The sequence below is a fragment of the Aeromonas sp. FDAARGOS 1404 genome (assembly GCF_019047085.1).
Classification (GTDB): Bacteria; Pseudomonadota; Gammaproteobacteria; order Enterobacterales; family Aeromonadaceae; genus Aeromonas; species Aeromonas veronii.
Genome location: NZ_CP077237.1, coordinates 3,433,819 through 3,446,138 on the forward strand (window position 1 = coordinate 3,433,819; position 12,320 = coordinate 3,446,138).

Sequence of the window (12,320 nt, forward strand, 5' to 3'; positions counted from 1 at the left end):
TAACTCTATCTTTTTCTTACCAGATATTGTTCAACAATAGTTTGAATTGATTGATTTTTGTTGGGTGGACATTTGTTGATCAATCGCTATTATGGCGACCCTTTTTGCCTGTCCACCGAGGCTGTCACCCATCATCCGAGCATCAAAGAGGCCGCCATGCCATTTCGTCGTTTGAAACTTCGCCAGCTTTACTCGAGGATTCTTTTGGCGCTGCTGATGGGGGCGGGATCCTGCTGCTGGGGGTTGTTGCCGTTATCTGGCAGACGGTGACGGAGATAGAGCGTGATGCCGATTCACGGTTGCAGCATGCCCGTATGATGTTTGATCGCTCCATCGGCCATGCCCGGCAGGCGGCCATCAATGTGGAGGGGATGCTAGGTCACTCGTGCAAGGAGGCGGCACAACTGCTGCGCGAACAGGTGGCCACTGTGCCCGATGTCCGTTCCGCCAATCTGGCTGTCGGCAGCCACATCTACTGCACCTCGCTCTATGGTGACTATGATGGCCCCTTCAATCCTGACAGTTATGTGGATGGCAGGCTGCAACTGCTGCCTGGCAATGAGGTCACACCGGATCGCCCCTTGATCGTGCTGCGTCATGAAACGGACAAGGGGAGTGTGCTGATCGGTGTAGATGGCTACTACCTGCGCAATACCCTGGAGATCTCCAGCAAGAACTCCCCGATGGCTCTCGTGGTGGGGCAGAGGGCTCTGTTTGGATCAGGTCAGGTCGGGGCGGCGCCCTCTCCAGCAGAAGAGGGCTATATTGCCCTCGCTTCGGCCGATTTCCCCTATCAGGTTGTCACCCGGGTCACGGTACATGACTATTGGAGCCACGCATGGCGCTACTCCAGATATACCTTGTTCCTCTCTCCGTTGCTGGCGCTGCTGATTGGATTCGGTACCTTCAGGCTGATGGGGCGTAGCAGCTCACCAGCGGAAGAGCTCAAGCGGGCGTTGATCGAAGAGGAGTTTATCCCCTACCTGCAGCCGGTGGTCTCAGGTGAGAACGAGCAGTGGCGTGGCTGTGAGGTGCTGATGCGCTGGCAGCATCCCAAGCAGGGGATGATCTCGCCGGATCGCTTTATTCCGCTGGCGGAAGATAGCGGGCTGATCGTGCCCATGACCAGCCTGTTGATGGCGCAGGTGCGCGACTACTTCTCCCCTTATGCCCGCAAGCTGCCGGCAAAGTTCCATTTTTGCTTCAATATCAGCGCCAAGCACTTTCAGGATCTCGATCTGTTGGCTGACTGCAAGGCCTTTCTCGACGCGTTTAAGGACAATCCCGTTGATTTGGGGCTGGAGCTGACTGAGCGTGAACTGCTGGTGGCTGATGAAACAACCGCTCAGATGTTTGCCGAATTGCGCAAGCTGGGCGTGTTGATCTCTATCGATGACTTTGGCACCGGTCACTCCAGTCTCACCTATCTGCAACAGTTTCAGGTCGATGCACTCAAGATTGACCGGAGCTTTGTGGAGATGATCGGCACGGATGCACTCTCCAGCCATATCGTTGAAAACGTGATTGATCTGGCGAAGCGACTTGAATTGATCCTGATCGCGGAGGGGGTCGAGAAGCAGTCGCAGGCGGACTACCTGCGGGCGCGCCACGTTGACTATCTGCAAGGGTATCGTTACAGCCGCCCCATCCCGATGAAGCAGTTTTGCAAGACTCTGTTTGGCTGAACGGGTGAATGGGGAGCATGAAAAACCAGCGATCGCTCGCTGGTTTTTTGTTGATACCGTTTGGCTTGAGAGTTCAGAGCATGCGCTGGAGGGCGCGGGCCAAGCGTTTGACCCCCTCTTCAATGGTCGCTTCATCGACGCAGGAGAAGCTCAGGCGCAGGGTATTCTTGATCTCGGGGCGTACATAGAAGGGGGCGCCGGGTACGAAGGCCACCTTCTCCTTGATCGCCTCGTCAAACAGCGCCATGGCACTGATGTGGGAAGGCAGGGTCAGCCAGAGGAACATACCCCCTTCCGGTCGGGTGTAGCTGACGCCGGGCGGGCAGTGACGGGCCAGCGCGGCCTCCATGGCGGCGCGCTGGCGGCCATAGACCTCCTTGATCTTCTCCAGGTGAGCGTCGAGGGAGTTGTCGGTCAGGAAGCGGTGCAGCACCTGCTGGCTGAAGGCATTGCTGTGCAGATCGGTCGCCTGCTTGGCGATGGTCACCTTCTTGCGCAGCCAGTCCGGCATCACCATCCAGCCCAGACGGAAGGCGGGCACCACGGTTTTGGAAAACGAGCCGAGCAGCACGGTATTGTTTGGCGCCAGCTTGGCAATCGGGGGGAGATGCTCCCCTTCGAAGCGCAGCTCGCCGTAGGGATCATCTTCCACCATCAACAGCTCGTGGCGCACCAGTCGCTCGGCCAGTGCCTCGCGGTTAGCACGGCTGTAGGAGACACCGCTCGGGTTCTGGAAGTTGGGCACGCCGTAGAGCAGCTTGGCATTGGACCCGCTTGCCAGCAGCGCATCCAGCGCCGCCAGATCCAGACCCTCTTCTTCAAGGGTGATCGGCTTGAAGGTGGGCTGGTAGACAGAAAAAGCCTGAATGGCGCCAAGGTAACCCGGCTCTTCGATGATGAGATCCTGAGCCTCGTCGATCAGCACCTTGCCCAGCAGATCCAGCGCCTGCTGGGAGCCGCTGGTGATGAGGATGTTGTCCGGATTGATCTGCATGCCGTGGCGGGCCAGATAGCGGTCGGCAATATACTGGCGCAGCGGGGCGAAGCCCTCGGTCGCCGCATATTGCAGGGCGGCAGCCCCTTGCTCGCGCAGCACATCCTGACAGGCCTGCTCGATCGCCTTGACCGGAAACAGGTGGGGATTGGGCAGGCCACCGGCGAAGGAGATGATCTCCGGATTGGCGGCAACTTTGAGGATTTCACGGATAAAGGAAGGTTCAACCTTCTCGAAGCGCTGGGCAAAAAACGGCTGCATAGACAATTCTCTCGGCATGTGGGCGGTCGCTCCATTCGACCGCCAGGTTATCCGTTTGTATCAGATTTCAGAAATGAGGCAATGATTGTCACAAAAATCGCCAAAAAAGGGCTGGAACGACTCTGCTGCGGATTATATTGGACGGTTAGTCGGTATGGTGATGCCAGTGAAGGCGCAGGGAAGTGGATGGCCGGAATATTTGTTGCGCGAAACACTTGCGCCTTGGGCCTATCTTGGGATAATTCGCTCCCCTGTTTTCGCGGGTCGATGAAATGACGAACCGCGAGCGGTCCCGCTCGGGATCGGACACAAGATGTATTACCCAGATTGATGAAATAACGAGACCATTATGCCTGTGACCCAAGATGTATTTAACGAAGACGGCAAATTCATGCGCAAGATCCGCAGCTTTGTCCGTCGCGAAGGCCGCCTGACCAAAGGGCAGGAGAAGGCCCTGGAAGAGCTCTGGCCGGTCATGGGCATCGATTTCGAGCCAAAGCAGCTCGATCTGGTCGCGCTGTTTGGCCGTGAAGCACCTGTGGTGCTGGAGATCGGCTTTGGCATGGGCGCCTCTCTGGTGGAGATGGCCAAGAATGCCCCCGAGAAGAACTTCATCGGCATTGAAGTGCACTCCCCGGGCGTGGGCGCCTGTCTGGGTACCGCTCAGGAAGCGGGTGTCACCAATCTGAAGGTGATCTGCCACGATGCGGTGGAAGTGCTGGAGCACATGATCCCGAACGGTTCCCTCTCCTGCCTGCAGCTCTTCTTCCCGGACCCCTGGCACAAGAGCCGTCACCACAAGCGTCGCATCGTACAGCCTGCATTTGCCCAGGATATTCGCCAGAAGCTGGCCATCGGTGGCGTGTTCCACATGGCGACCGACTGGGAAAACTATGCCGAGCACATGCTGGAAGTGATGAGCGCCGCCGAGGGTTACGAGAATACCTCTGCCACCGGCAACTGGGTGCCCCGTCCGGACTGGCGTCCGCTGACCAAATTTGAACAACGTGGCCACCGTCTTGGCCACGGGGTTTGGGATCTGATTTTCAAGCGTGTCAGCTAAGCTGGCACGTCAACACACCTAGCGTATCAACTAACTTGAGGAGCTATCATGGCCAATCGTAGCCGCCGCCTGCGCAAGAAACTGCGCGTCGATGAATTCCAGGAAATGGGTTTCGACATCAGTTTCAACTTCCCGGTCGGCACTGCCGAAGAGACCATCGATGCGGTAGTCGATGCGATGATCGATGAGGTTGTTGAACCCCGTAAACTGGCTTTTGCCGGCTCCGGTCACCTGGCCTGGGAAGGGATGATCTGCACCCAGCAACTGGGCAAGTGTACCGAAGAAGACCGCGCTGCCGTCAAATCCTGGCTGGAAGGCAAGGGGATGGAAGCCGTGGTCGTTACCGAGCTGTTCGACCTCTGGTACGGTGAACCGGCCTGATACAAGGCTGCCGCATCTGGCGCCTTGTTGTGGGTAACTGAAAAATCCCGCCGCTGGCGGGATTTTTGTCAGTGGGAATGGGATCTCCACCGCTGTTTTAGTCATGGAATCGCTTATTGCTTATGGTGTTGTCATCCGAATTACTGGCCAGCATCCTTGAAGAGGTGCGCCCGTTGCTGGGACAAGGCAAGGTGGCCGACTACATTCCGGCACTGGCTCAGGTACCGGCCGATCGGCTCGGTATCGCAGTCTGTACCGTCGAGGGGGAGCTGTTCACCGCCGGTGACGCTTTTGAACCCTTCTCCATCCAGAGTATCTCCAAGGCCCTGAGCCTGACCCTGGCACTCACTCTCTATCAGGAGGAGGAGATCTGGGCCCGTGTTGGCAAGGAGCCCTCCGGCCAGCCCTTCAACTCGCTGGTGCAGCTCGAGTTCGAGCAGGGGATCCCCCGCAACCCCTTTATCAATGCCGGGGCGCTGGTGGTGAGCGACCTGCTGGAGACCCGCCTCACTGCGCCCCGTCAGCGTACCCTCGAGCTGGTGCGCCGTCTTTCCGGCAATCCGGCCATCATGGCGGATCAGGTCGTCGCCCGCTCCGAATATCAGCACTCTGCCCGCAACGCCGCCATCGCCTATCTGATGAAGGCCTATGGCAACTTCGAAAACGAAGTGGACAAGGTGCTGCAAAGCTACTTCAATGCCTGTGCCATCCGCATGAGCTGCGTCGATCTGGCGCGGGCATTCATCTATCTGGCCAACCGTGGTGTGCCACTGGGCGAGAGCGTACCGCTGCTGCCCGCCCGTACCACCAAACAGGTCAACGCCCTGCTCGCCACCTGCGGCCTCTATGACGAGGCGGGGGATTTTGCCTATCGGGTCGGCATGCCGGGCAAATCGGGCGTCGGTGGCGGTATCATCGCCCTGATCCCGGGTGAGCTCTGCGTCTGTGTCTGGTCGCCCGAGCTCAACAAAGCCGGCAACTCGCTGGCGGGCACGGCGGCGCTGGAGCTGCTGGCCGAGCGGCTGGGTCGCTCCATTTTTTAACCTTGTTCACTATGAATCGAGAAATCACCATGAAACGACATCTTCGCTTCCTGCAGGCCGCGCTGGCGACCTTACTGCTCTGGTGTGCCCTGCCCGCCGTGGCAGGGGAGTTGCCACCGCTCTCGCTGGCCGATGCCAAGGCCAAACAGGCTGTCATCCTGGATACCCGCGCCAGCTACTTCTATCAGGGGTGGCCGATGGAAGGGGAGAAACAGGGCGGCCATGTGGCGGGCGCCGAGAACCTCTCTGCCGAGTGGAAATACAGCGATGAAGAGTGGCCAAAGGCCCTCGAGATCAAGGGACTGAAGGCCGATCGTCCGGTTGCCCTCTACGGTGCGTCCCGCGAAGTGGCCGAGGTGGCCCGTCTGCTGCGCAAGCAGGGGATCAAGCAGCTGTTCGAGCTGCAAGGGTGGCAAGCCGCACCGCGCGAGTCGCTGGCACGCTGGCAGCAGCTGGTCTATCCGCGCTGGTTGGCTGACCTGCAAGAGGGCAAGCCGGTTGTCGCGGCGCCCAAGGGGGACTGGAAGCTGTTTGAAGTGGATTGGGGTTCACCCAAGGCCTACCTCATCAGCCACATCCCGGGGGCCGGTTATATCGATACCAACAGCCTCGAAGAGGAGCCGCTGTGGAACAAGGTCTCTGACGAAGCGCTCAAGAAGCTGTTGCTGGACAACGGCATCCGTCACGACACCACCGTCATCCTCTATGGTCGCAACACCATGGCGGCCGCCCGTGCCGCGCATCTGATGATGTATGCGGGGGTGGAAGATGTGCGCCTGCTGGACGGTGGTCTGGATGCCTGGTTTATCCAGCACCTGCGCACCGAAACCGGTCTGCCCAACAAATATGAGCCGGTGAAGGAGTTTGGCGTGGCCATTCCTGCTCACCCCGAGTACTACACCACGCTAAGTCAGGCGAAAGAGCTGCTCAAGAAGCCCGATAGCGCCCTGGTCAGCGTGCGTACCTGGGACGAGTTTGTCGGCAACACCTCAGGTTACAGCTACATCAAGCCGAAGGGCGATATCCCGGGGGCCAAGTGGGGTCACGGCGGGGTGGATGCCAACAGCATGAGCGACTTCCACAACCCGGACGGCACCATGAAGCCGGCCCGCGAGATCCTCGCCATGTGGGAGCAGTGGAACATCGAGCCAACTCAGCAGGCTGCGTTCTACTGCGGTACCGGCTGGCGCGCCTCCGAGGCCTTCTTCTACGCCTGGCTGATGGACTGGAAACAGATCAGCGTCTACGACGGCGGTTGGTACGAGTGGAGTTCCGATCCCAAGAACCCGACCGTGACCGGTGAGCGCCAGCCCGCCAAGTCATGATTGCGCTCTTGCGCTTGAAAGAAGAGGCCGGACAGATGTCCGGCCTTTTTGTATCCGCTCGGACCTGCGCCAGCCTGCCACTACACTTTGCTGGTGGCTATCAGGTCGATGGAAGGAGTGGCTGATGAGACGGATATGGACAGGCCTGCTGGTGGCAGGCGTACTGGCACAGGGGGTAATGGCTGCCGAACGGGCTCGTTATCTGGTGCAACTCAAGCCGGGGGCGGAGGCCGCTGTGCTGGCCCAAAGCAAAGGGATGGGGGGCGAGCTGGCCCTGCAACTGCCCGAGCAGCATGCGCTGGCGCTCTGGTTGCCAGCTGCTGCAGCGACAGCGCTGGCGCGCAACCCCAACGTGCTGTGGGTGGAGCCGGATGCCAAGCGTTATGCCAGTGCCGAGACCCTGCCTTATGGCATTCCCATGGTACAGGCGCCACAACTGAGCGATGGTATGGCCGGAGAGGTGCTGGTGTGTATCATTGACTCTGGCTATAGCGGCAATCACCCGGATCTGCCCCATGGGGCGCAGGTGCAGGGTAGTGACAACGCAGGTACAGGCAGCTGGAGCAGTGACGAAAACGGTCACGGCACCCACGTGGCAGGCACCATAGCCGCCATTGGGGGGAACGACATGGGCGTGGTCGGTGTCTTGCCGAATCAGAGTGTCCCGCTGCACATCATCAAGGTGTTTGGCGCCAACGGCTGGGCCTATACCTCCAACCTGGTGGGGGCTCTCAATGCCTGCAAGCAGGGGATGAGCAGTCGTGGCTTTACTCGCATGGTCATCAACATGAGCCTAGGGGGCAATGTGCCCAGCAAGACGGAAGAGCAGGCGTTCAATCAGGCTTACAGCCAGAATGTGTTGAGTGTGGCGGCGGCGGGCAATGCGGGCAACACCAGCAAGTCCTATCCCGCCTCTTACAGCAGTGTGGTGAGCGTGGCTGCTATCGATGGCAGCAAGCAGTTGGCTTATTTCTCGCAACGCAACGATCAGGTGGAGCTGGCGGCCCCCGGTGTTGCTGTGCTGTCGACCGTGCCGAGTGGTTACGCCAGCTACAGCGGTACCTCGATGGCGACCCCTCATGTGGTCGGGGTCGCCACCCTGGCCTGGTCACAGCGGCTGGAGTGCAGCAATGATCAACTGCGCCAGACCCTGCGCAGCAGCGCCCAGGATCAGGGGGCTGTCGGACGGGACAACAGCTATGGCTATGGTCTGGTGCAGGCCAGAGCCGCGGCAGATCGGCTGGCACTTGGCTGTGGTTCCGGTACCGGTAGCAGTGGCAAACCGGGTGGTCGCAAGTAACTGATTTTTGATGGTGATCTCACTTTATTGTGCAAGTTTCCGACTGCCTGCCGGATTGGAGTAGGCTGGATATGACACCCTCGTGGTGAGGGTGAAAGGAGAAGAGTGCGCCTATGAAAAAACTGATGATGATCCTGGTGTGCGCCCTGGGGCTGGTAGCATGCAGCTCCCAATACATCATGAGCACCAAGGATGGCAAGATGATCACCACAGAGAGCAAGCCCAAGCTGGACGAGAGTACCGGTATGTATCGCTATTACGATCATGAAGGGCGTGAGGTGATGATTAATAAAGAAGATGTGACCCAGATCATGGAGCGTTGAGCGCTCATATGCAGTCAGGGCCGCAATATGCGGCCCTTCACATTTTTATCGGCAAATTCCTTCATTTTCTCAGGCAATCGCCCCTCTTTCGCCGCAAATGCGCGTTCGGGTACAGCTTCCGTTATGGTTCGGTCCGTATTATTGCACTCCGTTTTTTATTGGAGGTGTTATGTCCCTGATGTCTATCTGGAATTCCCGTTTTTCCGCGCGCACCCTGCTGGGTGGTGTCTTGCTGGTGGTGGCGTCAGCCAGCCATGCTGGCGATGATCAGTTCACGCTGGGGCGGACTATTTTGCTGGGGGCCGGTGATCATGGTGCGACAATTCCTTTGGTGATTTGCCGTCAGACCAAATATATCAAGGTGAAGGCGGAACGTGATTTGACCCTGGATCGGGTGGTGGTGACCTATGGTGGTGATCGTACCAAAACCATTCGCTTCGATCGGGAGATGAGCAGTGATAAAGAGACCGAGTGGAAATCACTGGGTTCGCGTCGTTGTGTGAAAAAGATCGAAGTGTACGGTAATTCAGAGCGCAGCAAAGCGGGCGTAAAAGTATTCGGCCGTAAATAATCGATGCATTTTGTCTGCACGAACAGATGAGCTAAAAATAATGGCGAGCCGTGGCTCGCCATTATTTTTTATGGTCGGCTTTGCTATTTTTTCGGCCGAAATGGCTTGATGACAGTTTCATCGCACTCAAGATACGGCCCTTCCATCAAATCGATGCAGTAGGGGATGGCGGGGAATACTGCATCCAGACACTCGCGGATCGATTTGGGCTTGCCCGGCAGATTGACGATCAGGGTATCGTCGCGCAGCCCAGCAGTCTGGCGCGACAGAATGGCGGTCGGCACAAACTTGAGGGATTCGGCCCGCATCAGCTCGCCAAAGCCCGGCATCATGCGATCACACACCGCTTCGGTCGCTTCCGGCGTGACATCCCGCTTGGCCGGGCCGGTGCCGCCTGTGGTGACGATGAGACAACACTGCTCTTCATCCGCCAGCCGGATCAGGGTCGCTTCAATCTGATCCTGTTCATCGGGGATCACCTGATAGACAGGTTCCCACTCCGAGGTCAGATAGGCGTTCAGGGTGTCGATGATGGCCTTGCCGGAGAGGTCTTCATAGATGCCCGCGCTGGCGCGATCGCTGACGGTGACGATACCGATTTTTGCCTTGCTCATGGTCTGCTCTTGAATGTCCGATAAAAGTGGCAATTAAAATAACATAATCAGTGAGATATGTTAAATCGTCGGAAGGAGCTACTGGTCATTTTATGGATGATAAAGAGTCGAATGAAGCAAAATTAATTTATCCCGACTTTTATTGGAAATAAAAAACATAAAAAAGCAGCCTAAAATGTCTAAGTGTTTTGCATGCTCTTTCTTTTTTAAGCAAATGTTTGTTTCTGCATGTTATTTCAATGGATGATTTTCATCATGGTTGCCATTTTAATAACGATTACCTGAGTGGTGTGGTGAGCTCTTTGCCGCTCGGTCGTATATAAAGTTTTATATGGCTGGTTCCTCAAGTTGTAGAGCCAGCAATAGTCGCCAAGGAGGGCATATGGAGTTGCCTGATTTTGACACCCTGAAGGAGTTGGCCGCGAGTGAGCCCTCCCGGCTGGATGCGATTCTGGAGCAGCAGATCGACCAGTTGATGGCCCGAGCGAGCCCCGATCAGCAGCGCCGTCTGCGCGGGTTGCAGTTCAAGATTGATGGTCAGCGCAGTCTGGCGAAAAACAATCTTGATAGCTGTATCCGGATTACCAACATGATGCGGGAATCTTTTTATTTGATGCGCAGCGAAATGAGCCAGTTCAGAGAAGAGGGGGACCCTCCGCCTGAAAGCGATGGCAGTGGTAAAATAATCCATCTGGCTGACTATCGACGTCGCAAATAATCTGCAATAACCCCCTTGGTTGATATTTCAGCCAAATCGGTGAGGCCATAATAAAGGGAATTGCTGGCGACCTGATTGTTATGGTTTTTAATGTTAGTCGTAATGTATTTGTGATGTAATTTCTTTTCTCCTTCTTGTAATAACTAATTAGTCAGGTTGTGATAGGGGTGGATGAATAACAGTAAAAGTTAGGCTAATATGGCCGAAATTTTTATTGCTACGACTCGAAGGGATTATGAGAAGTATCACACCAAGACGGGTGTTGTCGCGGGAGCAACAGACAGAGATCACCCGCATTATCGTCAAGGTGGGTCAGATGTTGGCCCAGTTCGGGGCGGAGAGCAGGATCATCGAGCAGACCACGGTGCGGCTGGGGATGGCGCTGGGGCTGGAGAGTGTCGAGATGGCCATCTCTTCCAGTGCCATCGTGCTCACCAGCCTCTATCAGGGGGGCTGTGTTACCACTACCCGGCGGGTGCGCGAACATGGCATCAACATGCAGGTGGTGTGCGAGATCCAGCGGATCTGCATCATGGCGGAGAAAGAGCTGATCGGTGCCCGTGAAGTGCGCCAGCGCCTCGAGGCCATCGTCCCCTTTCACTATCACCCCCGGCTGGTGGTCCCCATGGTGGGGCTCTCATGTGGTGCCTTTAGCCTGCTGTTTGGCGGTGACTGGCCCATCTTCCTGGTGACCTGTTTCTCGTCTGCCGTGGCGATGCGGGTGCGCCAGCTGATGGCCCGCCATCACCATAGCCCGCTCATCAACTTTGCCGCTACCGGCTTTATCGCCACCTTGCTCTCCTCCAGCGCCACCTTCTTTAACTGGGGTGACCAGCCTTATCTCGCCATGGCGGCCAGCGTGCTGCTGCTGGTGCCGGGCTTTCCGCTGATCAATGCGGTCTCAGACATGGTGAAGGGCTACTTCAACATGGGGCTGGCCCGCTGGGGGACCGCGACCCTGCTGACCATCAGCGCCGCCATAGGTATCATTTTGGCCATGTCGGTCACCGGTATCTGGGGGTGGAAAGTATGATGGATTTGCTCTGGCTACTGGCCAAGGATGCCTTCTGGTCCTCCATTCCGGCGGTGGGGTTTGCCATGCTGTTTAATGTGCCACCACGGATGCTGAAGTATTGCGCCATGGGCGGCGCGCTGGCCCACAGCCTGCGTACCTTGCTGATCCACTATGGTATGCCCATCGAGTGGGCGACGCTGGCGGCGGCCACCACGGTCGGCTTTGTCTGCGTCTACTGGTCGCGCCGTCTGCTGGCGCCGCGTCCGGTGTTCAGCGTTGCCTCCATCATTCCGATGATCCCGGGCAGTTATGCCTTCAAGACCATGATTGCGGTGGTAGAGCTCAACATCAACGGCGTGACCATGGAGTTGATCCAGAGTGCGGTGGAGAACGGCCTCAAGGCGCTCTTTATCGTCGGTGCCCTCAGTTTCGGTTTGGCGATCCCCTCTCTGGTCGTGTACCGTAACCGCCCCATAATCTGACAGACGGTGAGAGGCCCCATGAAGATTTCCATGATTGCCGCCATGGCCCACGACAGGGTGATCGGCAAGGACAACCAGATGCCATGGCATATGCCGGCTGATCTGGCCCACTTCAAGCGTGTCACCCTCGGTAAACCGGTATTGATGGGGCGCAAGACCTTCGAATCCATTGGTCGACCGCTGCCCGGACGGCGCAATCTGGTGATCAGCCGCAATCCCGACTATCAGGCCGAGGGCATCGAGGTGGTGGGCTCCGTCGAGGCGGCGCTGGCGCTGTTGGCAGGCAGCTCGGTGGAGGAGTTGATGGTGATCGGTGGTGGTCATCTCTATGCCGAGATGTTGCCGAGCGCAGATTGCCTCTATCTGACGCAAATCGATCTGGCGGTGGAGGGAGATACCCGTTTCCCCGCTTTTGACGATGGCCAGTGGCAACGCGTTGATTGCGAGAGCCACCCTGCCGATGAGAAGAACCCGCACCCCTATAGCTTCGAGACCTGGCAGCGCCGCTGACGGACGAATGCCAATGGGCAAATAACAACAAGGGC

The 12,320-nt window shown here is 57.6% G+C and carries 14 protein-coding genes; 12 read left to right on the forward strand and 2 right to left on the reverse strand.

Annotated features, from left to right (window positions below; genetic code table 11):
* Positions 1–314: 314 nt before the first annotated feature.
* Positions 315–1,685, forward strand: a complete 1,371-nt coding sequence (locus I6L34_RS16105; RefSeq protein ID WP_230848170.1) for a cyclic diguanylate phosphodiesterase — start codon at positions 315–317, stop codon at positions 1,683–1,685.
* Positions 1,686–1,758: 73 nt separating this feature from the next.
* On the opposite strand, the gene I6L34_RS16110 is transcribed toward I6L34_RS16105, so the two are convergent.
* Positions 1,759–2,940, reverse strand: a complete 1,182-nt coding sequence (locus I6L34_RS16110) for a PLP-dependent aminotransferase family protein (protein WP_058057128.1) — start codon at positions 2,938–2,940, stop codon at positions 1,759–1,761.
* Between the two features lie 349 nt (positions 2,941–3,289).
* Between I6L34_RS16110 and trmB the strand changes: the two genes are divergently transcribed.
* The 7 genes from trmB (at position 3,290) to I6L34_RS16145 (ending at position 8,946) form a co-directional block, all read left to right on the forward strand.
* Complete coding sequence (gene trmB, locus I6L34_RS16115; protein ID WP_005335228.1) at positions 3,290–4,003, forward strand: tRNA (guanosine(46)-N7)-methyltransferase TrmB; 714 nt, start codon at positions 3,290–3,292, stop codon at positions 4,001–4,003.
* A 48-nt stretch (positions 4,004–4,051) separates the two neighbouring features.
* A complete protein-coding gene (locus tag I6L34_RS16120; RefSeq protein WP_005348158.1) occupies positions 4,052–4,384 on the forward strand; it encodes a YggL family protein in 333 nt (110 codons plus the stop codon).
* 122 nt (positions 4,385–4,506) lie between these two features.
* Positions 4,507–5,427, forward strand: a complete 921-nt coding sequence (gene glsB / locus I6L34_RS16125; protein ID WP_005348151.1) for a glutaminase B — start codon at positions 4,507–4,509, stop codon at positions 5,425–5,427.
* Positions 5,428–5,456: 29 nt separating this feature from the next.
* Positions 5,457–6,752, forward strand: coding sequence for a sulfurtransferase (locus I6L34_RS16130; RefSeq protein WP_216954980.1), 1,296 nt, complete (start codon positions 5,457–5,459; stop codon positions 6,750–6,752).
* A gap of 124 nt (positions 6,753–6,876) precedes the next feature.
* Positions 6,877–8,052: a S8 family peptidase gene (locus I6L34_RS16135; RefSeq protein ID WP_216954981.1), complete on the forward strand. Its 1,176-nt coding sequence runs from the start codon at positions 6,877–6,879 to the stop codon at positions 8,050–8,052.
* A gap of 113 nt (positions 8,053–8,165) precedes the next feature.
* The gene (locus I6L34_RS16140) at positions 8,166–8,375 is read left to right on the forward strand and encodes a YgdI/YgdR family lipoprotein (protein WP_129503426.1); all 210 of its coding nucleotides are present in this window, start codon (positions 8,166–8,168) and stop codon (positions 8,373–8,375) included.
* Between the two features lie 169 nt (positions 8,376–8,544).
* Positions 8,545–8,946: a DUF2541 family protein gene (locus I6L34_RS16145; RefSeq protein ID WP_129503427.1), complete on the forward strand. Its 402-nt coding sequence runs from the start codon at positions 8,545–8,547 to the stop codon at positions 8,944–8,946.
* Between the two features lie 83 nt (positions 8,947–9,029).
* On the opposite strand, the gene mog is transcribed toward I6L34_RS16145, so the two are convergent.
* A complete protein-coding gene (gene mog / locus I6L34_RS16150) occupies positions 9,030–9,560 on the reverse strand; it encodes a molybdopterin adenylyltransferase (RefSeq protein ID WP_005354170.1) in 531 nt (176 codons plus the stop codon).
* A 382-nt stretch (positions 9,561–9,942) separates the two neighbouring features.
* Between mog and I6L34_RS16155 the strand changes: the two genes are divergently transcribed.
* The 4 genes from I6L34_RS16155 to folA all read left to right on the forward strand — a co-directional run bounded on the left by I6L34_RS16155 (position 9,943) and on the right by folA (position 12,285).
* A complete protein-coding gene (locus tag I6L34_RS16155; RefSeq protein ID WP_216954982.1) occupies positions 9,943–10,278 on the forward strand; it encodes a DUF3135 domain-containing protein in 336 nt (111 codons plus the stop codon).
* Positions 10,279–10,513: 235 nt separating this feature from the next.
* Positions 10,514–11,311 carry a threonine/serine exporter family protein gene (locus tag I6L34_RS16160; protein ID WP_216954983.1) on the forward strand — a complete coding sequence of 266 codons (798 nt, stop codon included), beginning with the start codon at positions 10,514–10,516 and terminating at the stop codon, positions 11,309–11,311.
* Complete coding sequence (locus I6L34_RS16165) at positions 11,308–11,775, forward strand: threonine/serine exporter family protein (protein WP_026035076.1); 468 nt, start codon at positions 11,308–11,310, stop codon at positions 11,773–11,775. Before I6L34_RS16160 ends, I6L34_RS16165 begins: the two co-directional genes overlap by 4 nt.
* Before the next feature lie 18 nt (positions 11,776–11,793).
* Complete coding sequence (folA, locus tag I6L34_RS16170) at positions 11,794–12,285, forward strand: type 3 dihydrofolate reductase (RefSeq protein ID WP_216954984.1); 492 nt, start codon at positions 11,794–11,796, stop codon at positions 12,283–12,285.
* Positions 12,286–12,320: the final 35 nt, after the last annotated feature.